Raw genomic sequence first — 25356 nt, 5'->3', positions numbered from 1 at the left:
ATTCCCTTTATGTTGAGATTTTGAGTTACTCAAAATAAAAGGCAGATGCAACCTTGTCAAACAACACATCCCATCACAAAATTTGGGACATTATCAATATATGAAAAGCAACAAAAAGGAGTGTGCCGAATGGATCATCTGGTGATGGAACCGGTTGCCGGTTTCCGCTTTCAGGCCGACTGGATCGGGCCGGAGCTGGAGCCGGGCTATGAAAACTGTTACTTTCAGGCGGTCAGGGAGTTCGAACTGGACGAAGTGCCGGAGTCGGCGTTGCTGCGGATCGCGGCCGATACCAGCTATGTGCTCTGGCTGAACGGATTGAAAGTTGCCTCCGGCCCGGTGCGCGGCACCGCGAAGCTCTGTTACTTCGATACGCTGGAGGTTGCGCCGCTGCTGCGCCCGGGGCGCAATGTGATTGCGGCTCTGGTGTATTCGCCGGTCCGGGAGAACTTCATCGTCGCCCCGGCGGCTCCGGCGCTCCGGCTGGAAATTCCCGGCGTGGTCGGGACCGGCCCCGACTGGAAGCTGCGCCTCGCGCCCGAATGGAAAACTCCGGTGCCGCTCTTTTCGCTGCAGACCGGTTTCATGGTGCACCGCGACCTGCGGCTCGCGTCGGATGAGTGGAAAAACGGCGTGACGGAGGGGTGGAAAAACGCTGCCGTGGTCACGGATGAGAAGTTGTGCGGCAAAGAGCTGAAGCCGCGCAACGTTCCGGCGCTGGTCGAGACTTTCCTGCGTCCGACCGACCTGTTGAACTGCGCGGCGGTGGCTCCGGGGGATGCGCCTTCGCTGGATGAACTTCCGGTGTACCTGAACCGCGAACCGTGGGAGCCGCTGCCGCCGGGACGGCTGCAGCAGGAGGCGGATGGCGGGATGTACCGGATCATGCCCGATCCGGCGGGCAAGGGGGCGGCGCTGGTGTTCGACTTCGACCGCGAACTGATCGGGCGGCTGCGGGTCGTCGCGGAGGCTCCGGCTGGAACGGTGGTTGATATCGTTTACGGGGAAGAACTTGACGAGGGCCGGGTGCAGTCGGAATTCGTACGCCCGATCTACCGTTTCACCGACCGCTATATCCTGCGGGAAGGGGAGAATGAGATCGGCACGGTGATACTGGAGCGCGGTTTCAAGGTGGTGCAGCTGGTGTTCCGCAACTTCGGCCGTCCGGTCTGTATCCGTTCGGTCGGCGCGACCGGAATGCGCTATCCATACGTGCATCGCGGCCGGTTCCATTCGAGCGACGCGGAGTTGAACCGGATCTGGGAGATGTGTGTCGAAACGCTCGAATCCTGCACCACCGACATCTTCATGGATTGCCCGTGGCGGGAGCGCGCGTTCTGGGTCAACGACCTGGTCGTGGAGAACCGGACCACGCTGGCGGCGTTCGGCAGTTCGGCAATACACCGCCGGGCGTTCGAGCTGGCCTTTTCGCAGCAGACCCCGGAGGGCTGGGTGCCGGGACTCTGTCCGCAGCCGGAGAATGAGAATTTCATGCTGCCCGCGACCAACCTTTTTCTGATGACGATGCTGTACGACTATTTGATGGCGTCGGGGGATGGCGGGACGGTCAGGCGTTATCTCCCTTGCATGGAACGGATTATCGAAGCCTTTGAGCGGCTGGCCGATGCCGGCGGCCTGATTTCCGCCCCGAAGGGGTACTGGAACTTTTTCGACTGGGGCTTTGAGCTGAACGATTACTGTTTCAGCAACTGCCGTGAATCGATGATCAACAGCCTGTATGTGAGTGCGTTGCAGTGTTTCAACGAAACGGCGGAACTGGTCGGGTACGATTCGGGGAAACGTCAGGAGTACGAGCGCCGGCAACGGCGGACCGCCGCCGCGATCGAACCGGCATTTCTTTCCCCCGCAACCGGTTATCTGGCCGATCCGGTCAAAAGAGGCGATGAGGATACGACGGTTTCCAGCCAGCTCGCTCACGCGCTGGCGCTGCTGGCGGGGCTGGAACGGGAGCGGTTCGTCGCAGCGCTGACGGATGAAACGCTGCTGGAGCCGGAGTTCTATTTGCACTTCTACGTGTTCCGCGCGATGATCCGGCACGGCAGGCGGCAGGCCGGGCTGGAACGCATCCGCCGCCACTGGGGCCGGATGGCGCGGACCGGTTTCCCGACTCTCTACGAGGCCGGGGTTTACCAGATCGGCCGTGCCTCGCAGAACCGCAGCGGCAGCCTCTGCCACGGTTTCGGTACGTCGCCGCTCGAATTTCTGCAGACCGGCATTCTCGGAGTGACGGCGGTGGCGCCCGGTTTCGCGGAGTTTTCTTTCCGCCCCGCGCTGCTGGATCTTACATTCGCCGAGGGGCGGATTCCGACGCCGCGCGGCAACATCGCGGTCCGTCTGGAACGCAGCGGGCAGGGGATCGAAGCGGAACTGCGTATTCCGGAGGGCTGCTCCGCCGTGCTGCCCGACGGCTCGAAACTTGAAACAGGAACCCACCTTGTACAATTGGAGGATGCAGAATGAACCGGATTGAACAGACCTTTGCACTCGCCCGGGAACGTTACGCCGAATGCGGCGTGAATGCCGATGCCGCGCTGCGGCGCCTGGCCGCCATTCCGCTGTCGATTCACGCCTGGCAGGGCGACGACGTGACCGGATTTGAGAACACCGGCCACACCCTGACCGGCGGCTGCCAGGTGACCGGCAACTATCCGGGCCGGGCGCGCAATGCCGGGGAACTGCGCGCCGACCTCGATGTGGCGCTGAAGCTGATTCCGGGCCGTCACCGGGTGGGATTGCAGGGGCATCAGGTGGACCGGATGCTGCCGGGCGTGGATCGCGACGGCTTTACATTGGAGCACTTCTCCGGCTGGCTGGAGTGGGCGAAAGGAAAGGGGATCGGCCTTGACCTCGCTCCGGCGTTCTATTCGCATCCGCTTCTGGATCACGGCTTTTCACTCTCCCACCCCGATCCCGGAATCCGCCGGTTCTGGATCGACCACGGCCGGGCCTGCCGCCGGATCGGCGCGGAGTTCGGCCGGGTGCTCGGCACTCCGGCGGTCTGCAACTTCTGGGCGCCGGACGGGTTCAAGGACACCCCCGCCGACCGCTTCGGCTTCCGGCTGCGGCTGCGCGACGCGCTGGACGCCTGCTTTGAAGAACCGTTCGCGCCGGAGCTGGAACGGGACGCGGTCGAGTCGAAGCTCTTCGGGATCGGCACGGAGTCCTGCACGGTCGGCTCGAACGACTTCTATTTGCTGTACGCGGCGCAGCGGCATAAGATGCCCTGTTTCGACTCCGGCCACTTCCACCCGACCGAATCGGTCGCGGACAAACTTCCGGCGGTGTTCAGCCTGATCGACGAGGTGCTGCTGCACATCAGCCGCGGCGTTCACTGGGACAGCGACCACGTGACGGTGCTGAATGACGAACTGTTATCCATTGCCCGCGAAGCGGTTGCCTACGGTTATCAGGATAAGGTGCATTTCGCGCTGGACTACTTCGACGCGAGCATCAACCGTGTCGCCGCGTGGGTGATCGGTGCGCGCGATTTCCAGAAGGCGCTGCTGGTCGCTCTGCTGGAGCCGCCCGCCGCCCGCGAGGCGGAAGCGCGCTGGGATTTCACCGCCCGGCTGGCGGCGCAGGAGGAGGCCAGGTCGCTGCCGTGGGGGGCAGTCTGGGAGTACTTCTGCCTGACGAACGACGTTCCGGCCGGACTCGGGTTTCTCGACGAAATCCGCATCTATGAAAAACAGGTGCTTGAGGTGCGCAAATGACGCTGGTTCAAGGAGAAACCGTGCTGTTCGCGGCGGGGGACCATGCCGCGCTGGCGTTTCCGGCGACGGAGGTGGTGCGGGTTTATAATTCGACCACCGGCGAGGAGTTCCGGCCGGGGACGGATCTGGGATGGACTCCCGGCAGCTGTGAGGTGACGCACCCCGCCGGATCGGCCGCGCCGCGTCTGGAACGGGAGGAACTGTATCCTCCCGCGGACGGCGCGGTGCTGTTTCCGGCGGAGGGAGCGAATGCGCTCCCCGGCGGGCCCGGCGGCGGCCTGATCCGCTTCGACCGCAGGGACTTCTTCGCCCGGCACCAGCTTGAAATCGATTACCGGACGGAGGCGGAGATCCCGGAGCCGCCTCCGCTTCCTGCCGGGAAACTCCCCCGCTTCCGGCGGGACGGCGTGCGCAGAGTCGCCCTGATCGGCGACAGCATCTCCGAAGGGTGGAACGCGACGGGGTTCATCGGGGTTCCTCCCTTTCAACCGCCTTATGCAAAGCTGGTTGCGGAACGGCTGCACGCGGCGGAAATGCGCAACTTCGCAGTGGGCGGCACCGGCTGCCGCCACGGCGTCGCACATCTGGATTCGTGGTTGAATGACTTTACGCCTGACCTATTGTTTATCGCCTACGGCATGAACGACTTGCTGAGTGTTCCCCCCGCCGGGTTCCGGGAGGCGGCGTCGCAGTTGGCCGCGATCGCCCGGAGGCGGAATCCGGCGATGGAATTTGTGCTGATCGGCTCCATGCCGGGCAATGCGCAGTGGGCGAATACGCCGCCCGCCGCGACACGGGCGCTGGCGAGGGAGCTGGCGGCTGTGGCGGAGAACGATCCGGCCATCGCTTTTGTCGATGTGGGCGGACACTGGGAGAAGTGCTTCGGCAGCAAAAAGTTCCTTGACCTGACCGGCAACGGGGTGAACCACCCGAATGACTTCGGGCACCGCTTCTATGCGGGAACGGTGCTTGCGGCGCTCCGTACTGCCGCCGCACCCGCCGGCAACAGGGAGGAATGGCCTTTGCCGGGATCACGGTGATTCCGGCAAGGGGGGCGTTCACTTCAGATACCTGCCGGTGATGCTGGCCGGATTGCGCATGATTTCGTCGGGAGTGCCGGCGGCGACGATCCGGCCGCCTTCCTCGCCGCCGCCCGGCCCCATGTCGATGATGTAGTCGGCGTTGCGGATCATATCCTGATCGTGTTCGATCACGACGACGGTCGCGCCGTTTTCGATGAGCGTCTGGAATACGCCGAGCAGCACCTGCACATCCAGCGGGTGAAGGCCGATGGTCGGCTCGTCGAATACGAAAACGGAATCCGACTGCGTTCTGCCCAGTTCGCTCGCCAGCTTCAGCCGCTGGGCTTCGCCGCCGGAGAGGCTCGGCGTCTCTTCGCCGAGGGTCATGTAGCCCAAGCCGAGCTTCTGCAGGACCTGCAGCCGCTGGTGAACGATTTTCAGGTCCCCGCAGACTTTGAGCGCCGTATTGACATCCATCGCCATCAGCCGGGGCAGGGAACAGGTTTCGCCGGAGCGGTTGACATACCGGATTGCGCCGGCTTCTTTCGCATACCGCGAGCCGCGGCATCCGGGGCACGGCACGTCCACATCCGGCAGAAACTGCACGTCAAGGCTGATCTCCCCGGTGCCGTCGCAGACCGGACAGCGCAGTTTGCCGGTGTTGTAGGAGAAATCCCCGGCCTTGAAGCCGAGGCGTCTGGCGTCGGGCGTTCCGGCGAAAATTTTCCGCAGTTCGTCGTGCACGTTGGCGTAAGTCGCTACCGTGGAACGGACATTGATGCCGATTGGCGTGGCGTCGATCAGCTTGACGCGGGCGATGCCTTCCGCCTTGAGGGAGAGGACGTGCGCGGGCAATGCCGCGCCGGTGACGGCGGCTTCGAGGCCGGGGACGAGGCTTTCCAGAATCAGGGTGGTCTTGCCGGAGCCGGAAACCCCGGTGACCACGGTCAGCCTTCCTTTCGGAATATCGGCTTCAAGCGGTTTCACCGTGTGGATGGCGGCGGTGGAAAGATGGATTCTCCCGGCTTCGAACATCCGGTCCGCACCGGCGTTTTTTCTCACATGCACTTCGGCTTTCCCGGAAAGGAACGGGCCGATCATGGAGTCTTTGCTTTGTCCGAGCTTCGGAACCGTCCCCTGCGCGATGACGCGCCCGCCTTCCGCGCCGGCCTGCGGGCCAAGTTCGATGATCCAGTCCGCTTCCGACAGAATCTGCGTATCGTGATCGACCAGCAGGACGGAGTTCCCGTCGGCAACCAGGTCGTGCATCACGCCGTTCAGCCCCGCGATGTTGGCAGGATGCAGCCCGATGGAGGGTTCGTCAAGCACGTACAGCACGCCGGTAGTGCGGTTGCGCACCGCGCGGGCGAGCTGCATGCGCTGCCGCTCGCCGGTGGAGAGAGTGGAGGAGGCCCGGTCGAGGGTCAAATAGCCCAGCCCCAGCTCCAGCAGCCGCCGGGCGGCGCTTTGAAACGATTCGCAGATGCTTTCCGCCATCGGGCGCATTTCCGAGGGAAGCGCGGCGGGAACGCCGGCCACCCAATCGACAAGCGCGGCGAGCGTCATCCGGCAGGCTTCGTCGAGGCCGATTCCGCGCAGCTTCGGGGCGCGCGCCGCCGCCGACAGGCGCGTGCCGCCGCATTCGGGGCAGACCTCCTGTTTCAGGAACTTTTCCACCCGCTTCATGCCTTTTTCGTCCTTCACCTTGGCCAGCGCGTTTTCGACGGTGTAGGTGGCGTTGTAATAGGTGAAGTCAAGCTCTCCGGCCTGATTGGTGTTTTTGGCTTTGTACAGGATGTGCCGCTTTTCGGCGGGGCCGCTGTAGACGATCTCGCGCTCCTCCGGCGTCAGCTCCCGGAAAGGGACGTCGGTGCGGACCCCCATCGCGCGGCAGACATCCGTCATCAACGACCACATCAGCGTATTCCACGGCGCGACAGCGCCCTGATCGATCGAAAGCGATTCATCCGGCACCAGCGTCGCCCGGTCCACGGTGCGGACGGTTCCAGTGCCGCCGCATCTGGAACAGGCCCCCTGGCTGTTGAAGGCAAGCTCCTCGGCGGAGGGCGCGAAGAAAGCGGCTCCGCATTCGGGGCAGACCAGCTCCTGCCCCGCGGCGACGGCCAGCGACGGCTTCAGAAGGTGCCCGTTCGGGCAGCGGTGATTTGCCAGCCGGGAGAACATCAGCCGGAGGCTGTTCAACAGCTCGGTCCCGGTCCCGAAAGTGCTGCGGATGCCCGGGACGCCCGGCCGCTGGTGCAGCGCGAGCGCCGCCGGGACATACAGCACTTCGTCCACCTGCGCTTTGGCCGCCTGGGTCATGCGTCTTCTGGTGTAGGTGGAAAGTGCGTCCAGATAACGTCTTGAGCCTTCCGCATACAGCACGCCCAAAGCGAGGGAGGATTTGCCGGAGCCGGAGACCCCGGCAATGCCGACGATTTGATTCAGCGGGACATCGACGTCGATGTTTTTAAGGTTATGTACTCTTGCTCCCCGGATTTTCACGGCTGCCGGGGAATTGCTTTTCTCATTCATGGGACCGGGTCTCTGCGATTTGGAATCTTTTTTGTTTGGGGGTTATTATACGCTTTGAACGGCCCGAAGCCAAGAAGCGTTTTGAAAATTTCCTGATTTTTTATCGCATGGAACAACCCGGTCCGCAGTTTATGGGTTACTTTTTGAGATGTTCGGTGAAGAACCGGTCGAGCTTGTCGAACGGGATCGCGTTTTTGCCGCCGCCGTCGTAGAGGTCGGTGTGCGATGCGCCGGGAACGATCAGCAGTTCCTTGTTGTCGCGGTAGTCCGTGTAGGAGGACATATCCCGGTAGGCGTCCTCGCTGAAGTAGCGCGAATGCGCGTTTTCGCCGTGGATCAGCAGCACCGCCGAACGGATCTCTCTGGAGTAGGCGAGAATCGGCTGGTTCAGGAACGACATCGTGCCCGTGACCGTCCAGCCGTCGTTGGAGTTGCCCGACCGCTTATGGTAGCCGCGCGGCGTCTTGTAGTAGTCGTAATAGTCCTTCACGAATTTCGGCGCATCCGCCGGGAGCGGTTCGACCACGCCGCCGCCCTGCTCGTAGAAGCCCTGCGCGTACTCTTTCGTACGCTGCGCATTCAGCTTTTGGCGCGTTTCATAGCGGGCTTTTTCATTGTCGGCGGCGTCGAAATAACCGTTGGCGTTCACGCGGCTCATATTGTACATGGTGGAGGCGACGGTGGCTTTGATCCGCGTATCCAGTGCGGCGGCATTCAGCGCCAGACCGCCCCAGCCGCAGATGCCGAGGATTCCGATCCGTTCAGAATCGACGTTCGGTTGAGTGGAGAGGAAGTCGACCGCGGCCTGAAAATCCTCCGTGTTGATGTCCGGCGAAGCCATCCGGCGCGGAGTTCCGCCGCTCTCGCCGGTGAACGACGGGTCGAAGGCGATCGTAAGGAAACCGCGCTCCGCCAGAGTCTGGGCGTAGAGGCCGCTGCACTGTTCCTTGACCGCGCCGAACGGGCCGCTCACCGCGATGGCTGCGAGTTTTCCGGCGGCGTTTTTCGGTTCATAGAGGTCCGCCGCCAGCGTGATGCCGTAACGGTTGACGAAAGTGACTTTACGGTGGTTCACCTTGTCGCTTTTGGGAAAGGTCTTGTCCCACTCCTGTGTAAGAACCAATTTCTGCGGGGTGATGTTGTTGTTCATGATTTTCGTCCTCTGGTTTTCAGCGTGAAGGTTGACGGCGAGCAGCAGAGCGCCGGCGAGAAAGGCTGTCGTTGGTGATTGCATGTTCAGGCTCCTTTATGATGATCGGGGTGTGGTTTTCAGGGTATACAGCAGGTAATCGAGGTTGTCGATTTTCCGCTGGTTCGCGTGGAGGGCTTCCAGCAGCAGGCGTCGCTGTTTCGACAGCAATCGCTGTTGATCGCGTATTTTTCCCGCCTGCCGCAGCTGGAAATACTTTTCGACCGTTTCCGCATCACATCCGGCATCCTCCAGATTCCGGAGAAGCGGAAGGTCCGTTGGTTGAACTTCATTCAAATGGATCACCTCCTTGTCATGTTCTCTGTTGTTCAATTTACAATGAAATACAGAAATAGCAAATACTTATTTGTAATGTCATGATATGCCTGAAAGGTATATTATGCAGCTTTCTATTGCGCCGGAAGTCTCAATGGAGTTTTCGGCGGTCCTCCTCTGCTGCGGTCTCTTCCGCTGCGTCCATCAACTCCTGCCCTTCGGCGGACAGCGCGTTTTTCGCTTTTTTGAATTCATAGGAGGCCCTGCCGAAGGCGCGGGCGAGTTCAGGGATGCGTTTTGCGCCGAATACGATCAGGATAAAGAGTGCGATCAGAATGATTTCCGTAAAACCGAGCGACATGGTGAATTTCTCCTTCTTATGATTACGCTTCGAGATCGTTTCTGACCCGTTTCAGCAGCTCCGGGATGTTGAGCTTCTGCGGACATTTCGCGAGGCAGGCGCCGCAGTTCACGCACGCCGACGCGGGCGCGCCGCGCTGGATCGGCGACATGGAGACCGTGTAGTCGAACAGCGCTTTCTTCTTGTTCTTGTGCAGCAGATAGTTGTTGTAGACGTAAGCGAAAATGTAACCGATCGCCACGTTGTGCGGACACGGAATGCACTGATAGCAGCCGGTGCAGTCGATGTGGCCGGGGGCCTGCCGGAACGCCCTGATCGCCGCTCCAAGCGCCTTGCGTTCATCCGGCGTGAGCATGTTCGGCTTCGCTTTGGAGGTGTAGCGGAGGTTGGCTTCGACATCCGCCATCGAGCCCATGCCGCTGACCGCGACGCTGACTTCCGGGATATCCCACAGGTAGTCGAGCGCCCATTCGGTGTCCGGCTTTTCAACTCCGGTCGAGCGGAGTGCGGCGCGCATGGACGGCGGCAGGTTTGCGAGGAATCCGGTGCGGACCGGCTTCATCACGGCCAGTCCCATGCCGTTGGCGGCGGCGTACTTCGGGCCGAGACATCCCGCTTCATATTCATAGTCGAGATAATTGTGCTGGATCAGGCAGAAGTCCCAAGGGGCGGATTCGACCACCTCCTTGAACAGTCCGAGCCGGTCGTGGAACGAAAAGCCCGCGAAACGGATCTTTCCTTGCTCCTTGAGCTTCATGATCCTGTCGATCAGTTTGAACGGGATCACCTTCTCCTTCCAGCCCCGGTGCATGATCATGTGGATGTGGTAGAAGTCGATCACGTCGGTTCCGATCGCCCGGCGGGATTCGTCGAAGAACTTCTCGAAATCCTCCGGCCGCTCCATGATCCACCACGGCGACTTGGAGGTGATGTAAACCCGGTCGCGCCAGCCGCCTTTGAGCGCTTGCCCGGCGACCGCTTCGCTCTGCCCGCCGAGATAGACCCGGCCGGTGTCGATGTAGTTCACGCCGCCTTCGATTGCGCGACGGATCATGGCGACGCTCTGCTCCGCGTCCACGGTCTTGCCGTCTGCGAGTATCGGCAGCCGCAACAGGCCGAAGCCGAGCGCGGAGACGTTGACGCCGGTACGCCCCATCGGGCGGTACTGCATTTGCGGATTGAAGTTCAAGACCGGCCCCGCCGGGGCTTCCGCCGCTTTCAGCACGGAGCCTTTGCCGAACATTGCTCCGGCGGCGGTCACCAGCGCCGCTGATTTCAGAAATTCACGTCGATTCATGGTGTTTCCTCCACGTTTCTTATGCAGTCAGCCCGATCAGATGCGCCGGATTGTCTCGCACCATCAGGTCGATCGTTTTTTGCGGGATTCCCGCTTCAATCAGTTCGCGGACGCACTGCCGCATTCCGTCGATCGGATTCGGATTGCCCTGCTGTCCCAGATCCGTGGTGATGAAACTGCGTTCCGGCACAGTTTTTACATAGTTGAGAAACTCCTCGCGGCTCTGGCGCTCGAACTGCGGGTTGCCGGTGCCGGGGCCCCAGAGACGGGGCAGATAGCAGTACTCCACAAAAGCTCCGAAGTCGACCGCCTGTTTGATCTGGTCCGGCGTCATCTTCCAGATCAGCGAGTTGACGTGGGTGACGACGAATTTCTTCACACCGACCTCCCGCGCTTTTTTCGCCAGGCTCAGGCTCTCTTGCGGCGAACTGTGTCCCGAAGCGAAGATGATATCCGCTTCGGCGCAGATCTCCATGACCCGGATGACTTCCGGCAGGACTTTGCCCTGCGGGTCAAGCACCGGGATTCCCGGCCCCGGGAGTTTGTCGCATTGATGCTGATAAGCTGCGGAGAGGGTCGGCATCCAGATGCAGCGGCAGAGCCTGCCGGAGGTCTTGACCGCCTGTTCCGCCGCATACGCATTGACTCTGTCTCCGTGAACGCGGTTCATGCAGAGGCTTCCGAATACTTCAAAATCCGGGAGCGCCTGCCGGATCAGGTAAGCGCGGTCGTGACTGCTCCAGTCGTTCGACTTGTACATGACCGCCCGGTAGCCGGCCTGCTTCGCCTGTTCCGCCAGCGTGAATTCATCGATGCAGCGCGGCCGGGTGTCCGGCGAACAGTGTATGTGAATGTCGCAGACTCCGGACAGCAGCGGATCGATCCCGCTGTTTTTCCGGGGCGCCGTCGTCTTGGCCGCTGCCGCGCCGGCCGTTCCGGCCAACAGCATTGCGCCGCCCGCGATGCCGAGCGTCTTGATAAAATCGCGTCTGTCCATGAATTTTTTCCTTATACGTTCTTTCCGAGCCGGTATGCCTGTTCCGGGAAGTCCGTGTGATTGATCGCGCCGACCGGCCAGACGCCCGGAGCGATGATCTGTCCGGCATCGCTCCAGCCGAGATAGTCCAGCAGCACTTCGTAATGGCTGATGATCGCGCTTTCCTTCTTTCTGGAGTTGTCCGCATACGTCATCATCAGCACCGCTTTCTTCGGAACGTGAATCCGCCCGTTGACTGCATAGAAACGGTCGATCACCGTCTTGATCTGCGCCGAGATGCCGAAATAGTACATCGGCGTCGCAAAAGCCACCAGATCCGCATCGACAATATGTTTGCGGACGAATTCAAAATCATCCTTGAATACGCATGGGCCGTTCATGCCGCAGCGGTTGCAGCCGATGCAGGGATGCACCTCTTTGAACGCCGCATCGAAACGGACGACTTCGTGTCCGGCCTCCTGCGCTCCTTTGATGAAGTGTTCCGCGAGGGTGTTGGAATTGCCGTTTTTCCGGGGGCTGCCCGTGATGACCAGTATTTTCATTTTGCCGTTTCTTACTCCAGTGTTGGAATTTTGCGCCGATGCCGCGGTCAGCAGGGAGCCGCCGAGAAACGCGGTTCCGGCGGCCGCCGCCGTTACCATCAGGGATGTTTTGAGAAATTCGCGCCGGTTCATATTGTCACTTCATTTTCATTTCCGGGACCAGAGGCGTCTGATCCAGCAGTTCCAGTTTCCGGACCATGGCCAGCGTCCCTTGTTTGTATTTCTGAAAGTGCGGGGTTTTGATGTGACGCTCGTAAGCGGCGGAGTCCGCATAAATTTCCAGAATGGTGATCTGTTCAGGATGCGCCTTGTCCTGCATCGAATACATCATCAGTACGCCCGGTTCCTCCGCCATGGACCGTCTCCCGCATTCAGTCGCAAACACGAGATATTCCGCAAGACGCTCCGGATCGACGGTGATTCTGGACAGCCGTACAATGCTTTCCGCCGTCACTTTCGCTGTTTTTCCGCTCTTCATGTTTGCCTCTTTTTCAGTGGTGTGGGCGGCGGTTCCCGACATTGTGAATCCAAACAGAACCGCCGCCGGCAGGAGCCATCCCATCGGAAGATGCTTCATCCCGCCGCCTCCTGTTCATTTGCCGGAGGTCGCCGCCTTGTAATCGGCGTCGCTGACCGGTTCCAGCCAGGTGTTTTTGTTGGTCGCGGGGTTGCATTCGATCGCCAGATGCGAGAACCAGCTGTCCGGCGCGGCTCCGTGCCAGTGATCGACCTCCGGCGGAATCTCCACCACGTCGCCGGGAATCAGACGCCGGGCCGCCTTGCCGCGCTCCTGATAGTAGCCGACTCCGCCGACCGCGATCAGCATTTGACCGCCGGTGTGGCTGTGCCAGTTGTTGCGGCAGCCCGGTTCGAACGTGACATTGGCGACCGGAACGTTCAGGCGGCCGTCTTTCGTCAGGCGGGCGAGATAGGATTTGCCGCTGAAGTATTTTGCGTATGCCGTGTTCTCTCCGCCGCGCGGAAAGGCGCTGACGGTGCTGCTTCTGACCGTTTCCAGAATTTCCGCGACCTGCGCATCCGTGACGCCGTTGTGTTTGCCGATGGCGATGTGGGAGTTCAACTGGCTCTCCACGCCCGGCATCGCGGCGAGCGCGGCGACAGTGGCGATTTCGCGGGTTCTCCAGTCGAGGTTGTCGCGCCCGAAGATGTCGCCGAACAGGTGGGCTTTCAGGTATTCGTCGATCGCCGGGGCGAAGTCGAAGAGCGCCCCCCGGACCGGCGCGCCGCAGAGCTTTGTCTGGTTGGCGGCGCCGAAGTCGATGCTCCTCCCCGCCGGAAGCGGGCCGGGCAGTTTCCCCGGTGCGTCTTTGAGCCCTTTCGCCTCGCGTTCCTTGAGAAGCGCCATATAGTTGCCGAGCGCGTTCAGGCTGCGCGGGAATCCGCAGTAGGCGTAGAGCTGGGTCAGCACCTCCTTGATTTCGTTGACCGTGAGCCCGGCGTCGAGTCCCTCCGCCAGTGCTGTTTTCAGATTCGGCATGTCGCCGCGCGCCGTATATGCGGCGATGGCGACGATTTTCTGTTCTTTCGTGTTCAATGCGTTCATGGTGTCGTTTGCCTCCAGGTGATTGACGGTGCAGAAGATGGAAAGAAGAGTTCCAAAGAGAGCGATTTTTTTCATGATTTGCCTCACTTGCTGACGGTTACGGATTCATTGACCCAGTTCGCGATGGCGTCGCCGGAGCGGCTGACGCTTCCGCCGGACTGCCGAACATGGAGAACACGGCACTCGCCATCATGCACGCCACCGCCTTTTTGTTCATTTTGTTTCCTTTCTTTTGAAGATTGCGGTCCTGCATTTCGTAAATGCGGATTCCTGTTTCCATAATTCAATGTAATGCAAACGCCATAAATAGCAAATACTTATTTATTATAGAAATAATGCTTGAAAAGCATGGAATTGCATGCTATCGTAATGGCAACCCGAAAGGAGAAGAAAATATGGAACTCAGGCTGTTACGTTATTTTCTGGCTGTGGCGCGGGAGAACAGCTTTACCAGGGCGGCCCATTACCTGCATGTGACCCAGCCGACGCTTTCGCGTCAGATGATGGATCTGGAGGAGGAACTCGGGCAAAAACTCCTGAACCGCGAAACCCACCATATCACGCTGACGCCGGAAGGGATGCTGCTGCGCCGCCGCGCCGAGGAGATCATGGCGCTGGTGCAAAAAACGGAAGCCGAATTCAACGCCATCGGTGAAAACGTCTCCGGCGACGTCTATATCGGCGGCGGGGAGAGTAAGGCGATGGATCTGGTTGCAGATGCGATTTCCGAACTTCATGAGGATTATCCCGGTATCTGCTGGCACTTGTATACCGGAGTCGCCGGCGATGTGATGGAGCGCCTTGACAACGGACTGCTCGACTTCGGCGTTCTGCTCCAGCCGGTCGATATCGCCAGTTACGACAGCATCGCTCTGCCGGTCAAAGATGCGTGGGGCGTGCTGATGCGCCGGGATAATCCGCTGGCGGAAAAGGAATCCGTTACGCCGGAGGATCTGCGGAAACTCCCTCTGATCTGTTCCCGGCGCGACCTCCGCAACAAAGCCGTCCGGAATCCCTATGCCGAATGGTTCGGCGACGATCTCGACAAACTGAATATCGCGGCGGTTCACAACCTGATTTACAACGCCTCGCTTCTGGTGGAACGGGGACTCGGCTGCGCGCTGACGCTGGAACACAGGAATAATATCGCCGGAGACAAATTATGCTTCCGCCCTCTGAATCCGATGTTGGAATCCGGCTCCTGCATCGTCTGGAAGAAATATCAGGTTTTCTCCAAAGCCGCCGAAGTATTCCGTGAAAGGCTCGTGGAAAAGTTTGCAGGCGTCTTATAACCGGATGCGCAATCACGTGCCGGACTGCCGGAAATTCTGCGGCTTGTCATCTGCCGGAGCAGGACAGGTGCGGACAATCCGGGAAATTTAAAGAAAATTTGTCATGCTCTCTTGACAAGTAAACGATTGTTCACTATATTAAGCGGGTAAACGATCGTTTACTGTGATGGGGGGGAAGTTTCTGATGACCGGAACAAAGGAAAAGATATTGCGTACTGCTCTCCGGCTGTTTGCGCAATATGGCTATGAGGCGGTTTCCGTCAGCGCAATCGCCGGAGAGCTGGGGATCACCAAAGGGGCTTTGTACAGGCATTATAAAAATAAACGGGACATATTCGACAGCATTGTGGAGCGCATGTGCCGGATGGATGTCGGACGCGCCCGGAAGTATGAGGTTCCGGAGGAGGTGTTTGAAAAACAGCCGCAGGCTTACCGGAATACCGCGGTCAGCAGGATCAGGGCGTTCGCCGAGGCGCAGTTCCGGTTCTGGACCACGGATGAATTCGCCCGTGATTTTCGCCGGATGCTGGTATTGGAGCAGTATGGAAATCCCGAAATGGCGGCCTTGTATCAGAAAATCCTGGCCGGCGGGCCGGTCAGCTATATGGAAGATCTGTTCCGCGAACTGATGGGGCAGGGGGCTTTGAAAAAAGCTGATCCCCGGTTGCTCGCGGTTGAATTTTATGCGCCGTTTTATCTGCTGATGAGCCTGGCGGACGCTGCGGCGGATGAGATGGAAAAAGCGGAGAGCGCGAAGCTCTTAACGACACATCTGGAACAATTCATGGAACGGAATGCGACAGCCTGAGGCGGCGTGTTCCTGCAGTCACACAGCCTCTTGAAAGGAATTTTTTTGTATGGACATCCCGCGCATCTTCACTGTTACGGAAAGCGCTCACCGCATCCATAACCCGTTCACCCCGGAAAAGCTCGCCACCCTCGGAGCCGTGCTGCGTCTGGAGCCGGGGACCCGCGTGCTCGACCTCGGCAGCGGTTCCGGGGAAATGCTCTGCACCTGGGCGCGTGATTACGGCATTACCGGCGTCGGCGTCGATATGAGCCGGCTGTTCTCCGCACAGGCGAAGCGCCGGGCAGAGGAGCTTGGAGTCGACGATCGGGTAGAGTTCATTCACGGCGATGCCGCCGGTTACGTCGCCGCCGAAAAGGCCGGTGTGGCGGCCTGTCTCGGCGCCACGTGGATCGGAGGCGGAGTCGCCGGCACCATCGAACTTCTGGCGAAGAGCCTCCTCCCTGAAGGAATCCTCCTGATCGGCGAACCCTACTGGCGGCAACTGCCGCCGACGGAGGAGGTTGCCGGGGAGTGCCTTGCCGGTTCCATCTCCGATTTCCTGATGCTTCCGGAACTGGTCGGTTCCTTCGGCGAGCTGGGTTATGATGTTGTGGAAATGGTCCTCGCCGATCAGGAGGGCTGGGACAGGTACGAGGCGGCCAAATGGCTCACCATGCGCCGCTGGCTCGCGGAAAATCCCGGCGACGATTTCGCGAAAGAGGTTCGGGTCCTGCTGACTTCGGAGCCCCGGCGCCATGTCACGTACACGCGTGAATACCTGGGGTGGGGCGTGTTCGCGCTGATGGCGCGCTGAAGCGGGAACGGCTCACTTTTCAACCGGCACTACAATGCCGCGCATGATTACGTTCTGGCAACATAGGAAGACCAGGAACGTCGGGATCGCCGCGACCAGCAGCGACGCGAATACGATGCCGGGGCCGCTGTTCATCTGCAGCTGGTACAGCCACGGCATCAGCGTCCACATCTTCCGGTCCTGACAGACCAGCAGGGCCATCATGAAGTTGCCATAAGCGCCGGTGAAAGCGCCCAGCGCCGTGACGGCGAGGATCGGCTTCGACAGGCTCATCGTGAACTGAAAGAAGATCCGCACCTCGCCCGCGCCATCAAGCATCGCGCTCTCGTAAAGCTCCTTCGGCAGCGAGTCGAAGAATCCCTTCAGCAGGAAGATCGAATAGCCGTTGGCCAGCCCCGGCAGGATCAGCGCCGCATAGCTGTTCAGCAGTCCGAACTCCCGCAGCATCAGGAAACTCGGTATCTGCGTGACCATCGGCGGGAAAGCCATCGTGACCATCATGAACAGCAGCAGCCTGTAGGTCGAGGGCGGCCGGAAACGGCTCAGGGCATAGGCCGCCGCCGGATTCACGATCAGCGCGCCGAGCACCGCTAACGCGCAGTACAGAAAGGTGTTGAACATCACCCGGTCCTGCAGTATGACGGATTCGGCGACCGCAATGAAGTTGCGTACCGCGAATTCCCGGCGGTATCCGGTCTTGTGCGCCATCACATGCCCGGCGTGAAGCTCCCGCTGCGGCGGCCAGATCCGGCTCCAGTCGGAAAAGTGCGTGTCGAGCTGCCGGTTCAATGCTTCGAGCGTGCCGTACTTCCGCCGCAGGAACCGGCGGAAGCCGAATTCCGGGCCGTCCGGCTGCAGGCTCGATAAAGCCGCCCGGTGCCGGATGCCGCCGGCCGGAGAACTCCAGCCCTGAATGTATTCGGTGTAATCGGTCAGCGCCGCCCCTCCGAGCGTGGCCGGTTCCGGCAGCGGAAGCTCCGAGAACTCCCGGTAGTTACTGCCGTACAATGAATTCAGCGCACCGATCCGGCCGTGGCGCGCTTCCAGATAGCGCCGGTAGGCCGGAAGCTCCGCCGGGGCGAGCCGGATCCAGATCGGATTCAGGAGCTCCCGCATGAATGTCTCCCAGTCGCGGCGTTCCGGTCCGGTGCCGCGCTCCGGGCAGGCGGCCGGAAGCCCCACCTGATCCCAACTGGCGTAAGCCGTCCCGTGAGTCCGGTTGTAGGCGGCGATGGAGTCGGTGTACAGCATTTGTAAATAGGATTTGACGTAGCATCCTTCCGGCAGGGTATAGCTCCGCAGTTCCGGCGGGAGCGTCTCCGAAAACGCTTCAAAGGCGGCCCGGAACCGGTTGCGTTCCGGCACGCTGGTGCGGAGGTCGAACACCGGAGTCTGGACGGAGAACTCATCCCAGCTCCGGAACGAGGTTTGCAACTCCCGGTTCAACGCCTCCACGCTTCGGTATTTCTCCTGCAGCTGCCGCTTGAATTTCCGCAACAGCAGCGGCTGGGTGCGGTTCGAGGTCCGGACCGAACAGAACGCCGGGGTGTAGCAGCGGGGCGGATACGGATTCCGCCTCAGGAACTCCAGCCAGTCGGCCACCAGCCCGGAGGATGGCGACTCCGGCGGGGAAAGCTGCGCAAACGTATCGGCATCAATTCGATAGGTCTGGCGGAACTGAATCTCGCGCTCGTTGAAAAACGCCTCCATCACCTTCCGGTAATAGGCTTCATCGTCGGTCAGAAAGGAAGGGATCAGCCGGTTTTCCGCCGCATCGACCGGGGTTTTGCTGCTCCCGGCGATCATCAGCCCGAAGGGATAGATCATCGTCGCCGCGCCCAGCAGCAGCACGGTTCCGATTCCCCAGAGCAGCATCCTGACTTTGAAGCTGTTGCGCCCGACTGTTGAAATAATTCCCATCTTCTTCACCTTCCGGAGGTTTTGAATTCGACCCGGGCCAGGATTTTCATCTGCCAGACCGTAAAGCCGATCAGGATCACGCCGAGCGTCCACGCCATCGCCGTCGCCGAACCGTAGCGCAGGAAGGTGAAGGCTTCATACCAGATGTACAGGCCGGTCACCTCGGTACGCGCGCTTCCGCCGGTCATCACCATGATCATCTGCGTGCCGCCGACCCAGGAACCGATGAACACACCGACGAAGTTGATGATCAGCAACGGCTTGAGCATCGGAAACACGATAAAGAGGATTTTGTCGAGAAAGGTGGCGCCATCCACATCGGCCGCTTCGTAGTAATCGTTAGGAATCCCTTTGAGGGCAGCCAGATAGATCAGGCATCCCGGTCCGATGCCGGCCCACAGCACCGGAATCACGCACGCCGCCATCGCGGTGGAGGGATCGGCCAGCCAGCGGTACGGCTCCCGGGTGCAGTCGAACAGGCGGCGCGGCAGCTGCGCCAGCGCCTCCGGCCATGCGGCTCCGCCGGGGAACAGGATCGGCAGCGCCGGTGACGCGGCCGTGTAAAGCAGCAGCAGTCCGGCCCCCAGAAACAGCAGCATCGGTCCGCAGCGGCCATGGAAGCGCAGCCGCCGCGCAAACTCCCGGCAGAGCCAGAACAGCAGCAGGCCGATTCCCAGAAAGCCGATCGCCGGGATATTCATCACCACCCGGTTCAGCAACCCGTTTTCGCTCGGTTCGTAGAACTGCTTCCACAGCACCATCGTGACAATGCCGGAGATCACCGCCGGCAGGTAGTAGAGCAGCCGGAACAGCATCCGGCAGCACGGCGCCTCCTGCAATCCGATCGCCAGCGCCACCGGCGGCAGGAAGGTCAGCGCCAGCGTCAGGCAGCTGTACCGCAGCGAATCCCACAGCGTGATCCACCAGCGTCCGTCGAAGAGCAAAGCTGCGAAGTTGTCCAAGCCGACAAAGGTGGAGCTCCCCATGATTTTGTAGTCGTAGAACGCCATCAGCGAACCGCGGGCCAGCGGTATGTACTGCCACACCAGGATGGTAAGCAGCGCCGGAAGCAGCAACAGATAGGCGCACAGGTATTTGCGCGTCTCCCGCCTGCCGTCGCTTTTTGCCGGAGCGGCGGGCGCGTACAGCTTTCGCACGTTCCTGAGCACCAGCGCAAACCCCGCCGCGATCACCGCCAGCGCCGCGCCTGCCGCGAGCCGGCGGCGGGATTTCTCCGCATCGGACAACCGGCCGTTCATCACGGCGTCAGCCCTGGCGTTGGCGTCGCTCAGCAGCTGCTTGAGCACCCGGCGGCGTTCCGGCCCGTTTTCGGGCAGCCGGTCGCTGACCGACAGCTGCTCGGCGCGCTGGATCGGCGGCGTCATCATCTGATAGAGGAAATTGCTGTTCCGGCCGTAAGGTTCGGGGCGGCCGGATTCGATCGCGAGGTTGAAGGTCTCCATCCAGCCCGGCGGGGTGAGTTTCCGTATTTCGGAATAGCCGAACCGGTCCAGGTAACGCGGGTTCACAAAGCGGCCGAAACCGGCCTCCACCAGAATGCGGGTCCGGAGCCGCTGCGCTTCGGGGTCGGTCAGGTAGGTCATGTACTCCCACGCGGCGTCACGGACCGCCGGCTCCTTCACCCCGGAGAAGATTCCCATCATGATGCAGTTGATTTCGGAGCCGCGGGTCTTGCCGTCCGGCCCCAGCGGAACCGGTGCGATGCCGACGGCTTCCGGTGAAACCGCCGCGATCATCCGCTCGTCGACATAACCGAACTTCATCGCGATTTCGCCGCGCTCCCATTTGGCGTTCTGTTCGGAGGGATCCTTCAATACGTAGCCGCGCCGGATTCGGCCGCGCCGGTCCGTCCACCGTTCCGAGCAGAGCCGGGTGTAGAAGTCGAGCGCCTCGACCGCCGCCTCCGAATCGAACGCGCAGCGCCATTCGCCCGTCGCCGGATCGTATGCGGTGCTGTCGCCCCCAGCGCCCCACAGGAAGGTCTGCCAGTACCAGGCCTCGGCGCTCCCCTGGCCCATCACCAGGCCGTAGACGCCACGGGCCGGATCGGTGAGCTCCCGGCACGCCTGATACAGCTCCCGCCAGGTCCAGGCTGCATCGGGATAGGCGATTCGGCGTTCGTCGAAGAGGCTCTTGCGGTAGAGCAGCACCCGTCCGAGCAGCGCCCCGGTCGGCACCAGCCAGCAGTGCTGTCGCCCGTCGTCGCCGCGCCGGGCGATCACCGGGACCAGCTTTTCCGGGACGAGCTCGCGGAACTCCTCCCGGGAGAGGGTGCGGTAGTATTCGTCGAGCGGGTAAAGAAAGTGATTGCGGATATAATTGTCCGATTTGCGGAAGTTGATCGAAAGGATGTCCGGCGCCATCCCGCCGGCGATCGCCAGCAGGTCGTTTTCAACCCCTTCGACCTGAATGCCGGAGGCCGCCTCGAGCTCGATCCGCACCCGTTCCCAGCGGAATTTTCCATACTTTTGCGGCTCGGCCTGATAACGCTTCCGGTATTTGCGCCGGAACAGTTCCGGGAAGTCGCGCCGGAACGCCTCGTGAATTGCGACGTCGCTGCGGGTGCTCGCGTCGGTGAAGGCGGCGTTGGGCAGCGACGGCACTTTCAGCGTGATCACGGTTTCGCCGCCCTCTTCGCGGATCGCGCCGCCCCACAGCGCTCCGCCCAGCAGCAGCGCCGCCAATACCAGAATGCCGTTGCGCATTGTTTGCCCCCTCAGCGTTCCGGTACGAGGATGATCCGATCGATCCGGAGATTCCGCACGGCCGGGTTTCGGGCCGGGATCAGCATCACGCCGAGGTCGTCCCGCAGGGTGACCGGTCCGAAATCCACGATCCGGTAATGACTTCGGCCGATTTTTGAAACCGGAAATCGCCGGGTGGTCTTTTCCTTGCTGTTCCAGTTGAAGGCGACGATCTCCAGCGCATCGCCGGAAGCATTCTTCGCGAGGTCGCCGCGGACCTCCGCGCAGAACCGGAACCGGCCGTGCGGAAAACGCCGTACCTGAACATTCCAGCCCGGTTCGGCATCGGCGATCCGTACCGCCCGTCCGGTACTTGCCGCCGGGTCGTTCTCCGGGAACACCTTGCGCCCGACCTCATGGAAGTCCGCGATCCGTTCGACGCGCCACCATGCGGCTCCCGGTTTGCCGGCGGCGACCGCCGGGGCCGGGCCGTCATTGGGCAGTACCCGATTGAAGACCTGCATCTCGGCAGTCAGGTCTGCGGCCCACTCATCCGGCGTATTGTGAAACGATTCCTCGCGCAGACGGTCGCCTCCGCCCGCCTTCATTCGCGCGACGGTTTCGGCGAGGTAGCCGGCGGTGGATAGTTTACGCAGATCGGGGACGGTGATCTTCCATGCTTCCAGCGGCTTGCGCCGTTCCAGCAGGGCCGCGCCGACCGGCACAGTGGCCATCGCGAGGCGGGGACCGTAAACCGGATCGTTGCGGAATTGCCGCGCCGCCGTCTCCACAGCCTGCCATGCTTCCAGCAGCGTACTCTCCTCCAGCCACGCGGCGGTGGTCGACAGGAAGCCGCTGCCCGCCACTTCCGGGTGCCGGTCGGCCGCGCCGTTCATCAGTTTCATGTAGGTGCGCACCGCATCGGCGCCCGGCCCGTAATAGCCGGTCAGGAACTCGTCGATCAGCGTGTCGGTATCGAGGTCTGGATTCCACAACAGTCTGGCCGTCAGCCAGGTGCGCAGTTCCGGCAGGTCGGAGACGGAGCCGCCGCCGTTCCACGCGCCCTGTTCGTAGACGGAGATCGCCCCGAAGGAACGGAAGGTGCGCAAATCCGGTCCGAGCGCGCGCCAGTTCGGTGTCGGCAGATAGTATTTGCGGAAATTCGCGATGTAGTTCCAGATCATCAGCTGCTTCGCGGTTCTGCTCCATGCGGCGAGGTCGCGGAAGAACTGCCGATTCTGCTTTGCGGTCAGCGGCCGGAAGCTGTCGGCCTCAAAGGTGCAGTAACGGATCAGCACGTTCGGCGCCGCTTTCACCGTCGCGGGCGGCGTGCGCGTATAACGGTAGGCCAGCGTTTCGACCAGCGTGGCGGGGAATTCCTCCGCGACCGCGGCGGCGACCGCGTTGACCGTGTCCAGTAACAGGTCGGACTGGTTGCCGTGTTTTTCGACGAAGGCGGCGCAGCTCCGGCACTGGCAGAAATCGTCGTTATCGTTCTGCGACACGGAGATATAGCGGCTTTCCGGCGCAGCACGGAGCAGTTCCCGCACCCGTCGGACCAGTTCGCGGTGCAGCTCGGGGTTGGTCAGGCACAGTTGGCCGTTCGGCACACGCCTGCCGTCGCGCTCGGCGAACCATTCGGGATGTTCGCGGAAGCCGGAGTCGCGCGGGATCAGCGCATTGTCCGGGTATTCCGAAAAGGTGTGCACGTTGCCCAGCAGCGTGACCAGACCGCCCCACTCCGGCGGGACAAACGCACTCTGCCCGTTGTGGCGCAGCCGCACCGCATATCGGAAATCGTTGCGCGTCAGGATGCTGCCGACGGAGCGCACCTCGAAGGGCGGCGCGTACCGGAGGTCGATGCGGGGGAGCTGCTGCAGGGAAGCGCGCGGCACCCGGGTTGCCGCCGGGCTCCAGAAGCGGACGCCGTATGCCCGTTCCAGCAGTTCGTAGACCGCGTACAGCGAGCCGCGCGGCCGGTCGCCCGCCAGATACAGCCGGTTTCCGACCGTTTTAAGGATGATCTCGTCGGGTTTCAGCTGCTTCCAGTCGGAAACTCCGAGTGCCCGCGCCGCTTCCGGCGATTGGCCGATGTGGATCGCCGGGCCGGCATCGGCACGTTCCGCGATCGGCGGCTTTTCGCCGGAAATCTGTTCAAGGAACGCCTGCAGTTCCTGCGCCGCGGTCCGTTCCGCCGGGATCGCGTCCGGCGGCAGCACGATCACCGGACCGCCGTCGCCGGAGTGTTGCGCACCGGCGCGCCAGCGGTACAGATGTTCACCGACTTCCCGCAGGGCGGCGCGGAATTCGGGGCGGGGATTGTCGGTGATGTCGACCGCGCCGATCTGGGCGTTTTCGCCGTCGCCGCAGCGGCCGGTGAAGGGCTGCGAAGCGTACTGGAACCAGTGTCCGCCCACACAGGCGGGATTCCGCAGCAGCGCCTTCATATATTCGGTGTAGCACCAGGCGACATCCTGCTGGTCGCCGCCCCAGCGCAGGCCCGGATGAAACATGCCGCGGTCAAGTGCGCCGAAGTGGAATTCCGTGACCAGGATCGGCACATCCCGTCCGGGAATACGCATTTCGCTCTCGTCATAGGAGTAGCGGTTCATGCTGACCACGTCGCAGAAGTCGGCGGCGACTTCGCCGAGCGTGATATCCGGGTAGTGCATAAAACGCACGCCGAGATAGAGCTTGCCCGGCGCGTAACGGCGGATCATATCCCTGATCGGGCGGAAGTAATGTTCCAATGCGGTCCGGTAGAAATTGCGGCATTCCGCTTCGATCGGGGTCAGGTCGGGAAGCGCCTTTACCGGATTTTCCTCCAGCTCCCGCCAACTGTCGAAAGCGGTATCCAGTACGGTATTGAGTTGTTCGATCTTCCCGAATTTCCGTTTCAGCGCGTCGGTCAGGGCGGAACGGGCCGGACTCTTCTTTTCCCGCAGCAGGTTGCCCGCGTAGGTGACCGGATCGGACCACGGCAGTTCGTTGCCGGAGAAAAAGCCGATGCAGTACGGATCCCGGATCGCCGCGTCGTACCTGCCGCTTTGGAGCGCCTGTTCGATGTTCTCCCGGTGGGCCGGGTCAAAGGGATCGTCCCTCCAGCCGCCGGAGCTGCGGCAGGCGTGTCCCAGTGTCAGTACGTAAGGAAAATCCGCAATTTTTCCGGCATAATCCGACCAGTTCCCGACTGTGTTGAATCCCCAGCTCGCCAGCCTTTTACCGGTCAGGCCGAGATGGAGGTCCCGCCAGTCCGGGCCGTATTTGCGCAACAGGTTCGCGGCGGCGAAATTGTAGGCGAGATGCTTTCCGCCATAGCGTTCCGTATTGTGGAAGAAAGCGGAGCAAGGAGTTCCGGCTTCGGGAAGTCCGGCGAAAAAACGTTCTCGCCCTTCCACCAGCGTTCCATAGGTTTCCGCACGGACGCAGTTGATGCCGTTCGACCAGAACAGATAACCTTCGGGGTCCGCCAGATACCATTTGCCGTCGTACTTCTTCGGGTAGAAGGAGCCGGTAGCCTTGAAACGCGGCCCTTCGCGCCAGCCGCCGAATTTTGAAAAGGAGGCGGGGCGGCGGTGGGCGGCGAGATCGTTTTTTTCAGCTTCCCACGCCAGCTTCAGCTCCTGATCCGACTTCACTTTGCCGGGCCATCCTTCGTGGATGTACTGACCGTAGCGGTCGATGAACGGGAAGAACCGTTCCGGGGCGGCCGCATAGAGAGACGGAGCCGCCGGATGTGAAAAGCGTACTTGCCCGATCCGCAGCGTCAGCGGCGCCGCCGCCTCCGGGAATTCAAGCGTAACCGCTTCAAGATCGCCCGCATCGACGGATTCCCAGTTTTCAAAGAGTCCGCCCGGCAATCCGGCCATCTTCGGAAAATCCCGGAGTTGTGCGGCATATCGGGTTTCAAGTGTTTTCCGGTCGCGCGGCATCGGGGCGACCGCCTGTTTGCACTGCCCTGCCTCGATCCGGCAGTGAACCGTCACGGCACGGCCGTCGGCGGAGCGCAGCCGGATTGTAAAGCCGGTTCCGGTATCACCGCGGTTCTCCAATTCGAGTTCCAGTCTTGTAAACGATTCCCCGGCAGAAGGTTCCGTCACCGGAAACGTCATGGAGCCCCCGCGCCCCGCCGGCACCGAGAACACCAGCATTTCTCCGTCACAGGCAAATGAACTTTCCGGCGAGCCCTGAAGTTTTCCCTGCCGGAGCAGCTGCGGCCAGGCTGTGACGGGCGGATTCGCCGGGATCGGTGCCGCTTCCAGAGAGAAAATGGTTCCGAGAATTACATACAGATGCAGGAGCTTGCTCATGATCATGA

Annotated in this window: 18 protein-coding genes and 1 pseudogene; 6 read left to right on the top strand and 13 right to left on the bottom strand. The window is 61.6% G+C overall.

The window, feature by feature from the left end; genetic code table 11:
* Positions 1-129 precede the first annotated feature (129 nt).
* Genes C8D82_RS13830 through C8D82_RS13820 form a run of 3 tightly spaced genes read left to right on the top strand, consistent with a single transcriptional unit; the run spans position 130 to position 4774 of the window.
* Positions 130-2481: a family 78 glycoside hydrolase catalytic domain gene (locus C8D82_RS13830; protein ID WP_116884878.1), complete on the top strand. Its 2352-nt coding sequence runs from the start codon at positions 130-132 to the stop codon at positions 2479-2481.
* Positions 2478-3734, top strand: coding sequence for an L-rhamnose isomerase (locus tag C8D82_RS13825; protein ID WP_116884877.1), 1257 nt, complete (start codon positions 2478-2480; stop codon positions 3732-3734). The genes C8D82_RS13830 and C8D82_RS13825 overlap by 4 nt, the downstream gene beginning before the upstream one ends.
* Positions 3731-4774: an SGNH/GDSL hydrolase family protein gene (locus C8D82_RS13820; protein ID WP_116884876.1), complete on the top strand. Its 1044-nt coding sequence runs from the start codon at positions 3731-3733 to the stop codon at positions 4772-4774. The genes C8D82_RS13825 and C8D82_RS13820 overlap by 4 nt, the downstream gene beginning before the upstream one ends.
* Positions 4775-4792: 18 nt before the next feature.
* On the opposite strand, the gene C8D82_RS13815 is transcribed toward C8D82_RS13820, so the two are convergent.
* The 10 genes and pseudogenes from C8D82_RS13815 to C8D82_RS13775 all read right to left on the bottom strand — a co-directional run bounded on the left by C8D82_RS13815 (position 4793) and on the right by C8D82_RS13775 (position 13592).
* Positions 4793-7291, bottom strand: a complete 2499-nt coding sequence (locus C8D82_RS13815) for an excinuclease ABC subunit UvrA (RefSeq protein WP_116884875.1) — start codon at positions 7289-7291, stop codon at positions 4793-4795.
* A 136-nt stretch (positions 7292-7427) separates the two neighbouring features.
* Complete coding sequence (locus C8D82_RS13810; RefSeq protein ID WP_419643051.1) at positions 7428-8441, bottom strand: alpha/beta hydrolase; 1014 nt, start codon at positions 8439-8441, stop codon at positions 7428-7430.
* 96 nt (positions 8442-8537) lie between these two features.
* Positions 8538-8777: a hypothetical protein gene (locus tag C8D82_RS13805; RefSeq protein WP_116884873.1), complete on the bottom strand. Its 240-nt coding sequence runs from the start codon at positions 8775-8777 to the stop codon at positions 8538-8540.
* A gap of 130 nt (positions 8778-8907) precedes the next feature.
* On the bottom strand, positions 8908-9117 hold the full coding sequence (locus tag C8D82_RS13800) for a twin-arginine translocase TatA/TatE family subunit (RefSeq protein ID WP_116884872.1): 210 nt from the start codon (positions 9115-9117) through the stop codon (positions 8908-8910).
* 22 nt (positions 9118-9139) lie between these two features.
* Positions 9140-10414: an aldo/keto reductase gene (locus C8D82_RS13795; RefSeq protein WP_165833086.1), complete on the bottom strand. Its 1275-nt coding sequence runs from the start codon at positions 10412-10414 to the stop codon at positions 9140-9142.
* A 19-nt stretch (positions 10415-10433) separates the two neighbouring features.
* Complete coding sequence (locus C8D82_RS13790; protein ID WP_116884871.1) at positions 10434-11411, bottom strand: DUF6282 family protein; 978 nt, start codon at positions 11409-11411, stop codon at positions 10434-10436.
* A gap of 11 nt (positions 11412-11422) precedes the next feature.
* A complete protein-coding gene (locus C8D82_RS13785) occupies positions 11423-11953 on the bottom strand; it encodes a flavodoxin family protein (protein ID WP_207776136.1) in 531 nt (176 codons plus the stop codon).
* Between the two features lie 78 nt (positions 11954-12031).
* A pseudogene (locus C8D82_RS22335) lies at positions 12032-12088 on the bottom strand (twin-arginine translocation signal domain-containing protein); the annotation flags it as partial.
* Between the two features lies 1 nt (position 12089).
* Positions 12090-12530, bottom strand: a complete 441-nt coding sequence (locus tag C8D82_RS13780) for a putative quinol monooxygenase (protein ID WP_116884869.1) — start codon at positions 12528-12530, stop codon at positions 12090-12092.
* A gap of 15 nt (positions 12531-12545) precedes the next feature.
* Positions 12546-13592 (bottom strand): carboxymuconolactone decarboxylase family protein, encoded by a 1047-nt coding sequence (locus tag C8D82_RS13775; RefSeq protein ID WP_206212560.1) that lies wholly within the window; start codon positions 13590-13592, stop codon positions 12546-12548.
* Between the two features lie 320 nt (positions 13593-13912).
* Between C8D82_RS13775 and C8D82_RS13765 the strand changes: the two genes are divergently transcribed.
* The 3 genes from C8D82_RS13765 to C8D82_RS13755 all read left to right on the top strand — a co-directional run bounded on the left by C8D82_RS13765 (position 13913) and on the right by C8D82_RS13755 (position 16413).
* Entirely contained in the window at positions 13913-14809 is an 897-nt protein-coding gene (locus tag C8D82_RS13765) for a LysR family transcriptional regulator (protein WP_116884867.1), read from the top strand.
* A gap of 184 nt (positions 14810-14993) precedes the next feature.
* Positions 14994-15617: a TetR/AcrR family transcriptional regulator gene (locus C8D82_RS13760; protein WP_116884866.1), complete on the top strand. Its 624-nt coding sequence runs from the start codon at positions 14994-14996 to the stop codon at positions 15615-15617.
* Between the two features lie 49 nt (positions 15618-15666).
* Positions 15667-16413, top strand: a complete 747-nt coding sequence (locus C8D82_RS13755; RefSeq protein ID WP_116884865.1) for an SAM-dependent methyltransferase — start codon at positions 15667-15669, stop codon at positions 16411-16413.
* A 12-nt stretch (positions 16414-16425) separates the two neighbouring features.
* On the opposite strand, the gene C8D82_RS13750 is transcribed toward C8D82_RS13755, so the two are convergent.
* From C8D82_RS13750 to C8D82_RS13740, 3 genes are read right to left on the bottom strand one after another with little or no spacing between them, the layout of a single operon-like run.
* Complete coding sequence (locus C8D82_RS13750; protein WP_116884864.1) at positions 16426-18333, bottom strand: carbohydrate ABC transporter permease; 1908 nt, start codon at positions 18331-18333, stop codon at positions 16426-16428.
* Between the two features lie 5 nt (positions 18334-18338).
* Complete coding sequence (locus tag C8D82_RS13745) at positions 18339-21059, bottom strand: extracellular solute-binding protein (protein WP_116884863.1); 2721 nt, start codon at positions 21057-21059, stop codon at positions 18339-18341.
* An 11-nt stretch (positions 21060-21070) separates the two neighbouring features.
* Positions 21071-25348: a DUF4838 domain-containing protein gene (locus C8D82_RS13740; protein ID WP_165833085.1), complete on the bottom strand. Its 4278-nt coding sequence runs from the start codon at positions 25346-25348 to the stop codon at positions 21071-21073.
* Positions 25349-25356 lie beyond the last annotated feature (8 nt).

The organism is Victivallis vadensis, assembly GCF_003096415.1.
In the GTDB taxonomy this organism is placed as follows: domain Bacteria; phylum Verrucomicrobiota; class Lentisphaeria; order Victivallales; family Victivallaceae; genus Victivallis; species Victivallis vadensis.
This window is presented reverse-complemented; position numbering and strand designations above follow the sequence as displayed.

Excerpts from the sequence above, each read along its gene's own strand:
- C8D82_RS13830 (WP_116884878.1), top strand. The coding sequence starts at position 130 with ATGGATCATCTGGTGATGGAACCGGTTGCCGGTTTCCGCTTTCAGGCC.
- C8D82_RS13825 (WP_116884877.1), top strand. The coding sequence starts at position 2,478 with ATGAACCGGATTGAACAGACCTTTGCACTCGCCCGGGAACGTTACGCC.
- C8D82_RS13820 (WP_116884876.1), top strand. The coding sequence starts at position 3,731 with ATGACGCTGGTTCAAGGAGAAACCGTGCTGTTCGCGGCGGGGGACCAT.
- C8D82_RS13815 (WP_116884875.1), bottom strand. The coding sequence starts at position 7,291 with ATGAATGAGAAAAGCAATTCCCCGGCAGCCGTGAAAATCCGGGGAGCA.
- C8D82_RS13810 (WP_419643051.1), bottom strand. The coding sequence starts at position 8,441 with ATGAACAACAACATCACCCCGCAGAAATTGGTTCTTACACAGGAGTGG.
- C8D82_RS13800 (WP_116884872.1), bottom strand. The coding sequence starts at position 9,117 with ATGTCGCTCGGTTTTACGGAAATCATTCTGATCGCACTCTTTATCCTG.
- C8D82_RS13795 (WP_165833086.1), bottom strand. The coding sequence starts at position 10,414 with ATGAATCGACGTGAATTTCTGAAATCAGCGGCGCTGGTGACCGCCGCC.
- C8D82_RS13790 (WP_116884871.1), bottom strand. The coding sequence starts at position 11,411 with ATGGACAGACGCGATTTTATCAAGACGCTCGGCATCGCGGGCGGCGCA.
- C8D82_RS13785 (WP_207776136.1), bottom strand. The coding sequence starts at position 11,953 with ATGAAAATACTGGTCATCACGGGCAGCCCCCGGAAAAACGGCAATTCC.
- C8D82_RS13780 (WP_116884869.1), bottom strand. The coding sequence starts at position 12,530 with ATGAAGCATCTTCCGATGGGATGGCTCCTGCCGGCGGCGGTTCTGTTT.
- C8D82_RS13775 (WP_206212560.1), bottom strand. The coding sequence starts at position 13,592 with ATGAAAAAAATCGCTCTCTTTGGAACTCTTCTTTCCATCTTCTGCACC.
- C8D82_RS13765 (WP_116884867.1), top strand. The coding sequence starts at position 13,913 with ATGGAACTCAGGCTGTTACGTTATTTTCTGGCTGTGGCGCGGGAGAAC.
- C8D82_RS13760 (WP_116884866.1), top strand. The coding sequence starts at position 14,994 with ATGACCGGAACAAAGGAAAAGATATTGCGTACTGCTCTCCGGCTGTTT.
- C8D82_RS13755 (WP_116884865.1), top strand. The coding sequence starts at position 15,667 with ATGGACATCCCGCGCATCTTCACTGTTACGGAAAGCGCTCACCGCATC.
- C8D82_RS13750 (WP_116884864.1), bottom strand. The coding sequence starts at position 18,333 with ATGGGAATTATTTCAACAGTCGGGCGCAACAGCTTCAAAGTCAGGATG.
- C8D82_RS13745 (WP_116884863.1), bottom strand. The coding sequence starts at position 21,059 with ATGCGCAACGGCATTCTGGTATTGGCGGCGCTGCTGCTGGGCGGAGCG.
- C8D82_RS13740 (WP_165833085.1), bottom strand. The coding sequence starts at position 25,348 with ATGAGCAAGCTCCTGCATCTGTATGTAATTCTCGGAACCATTTTCTCT.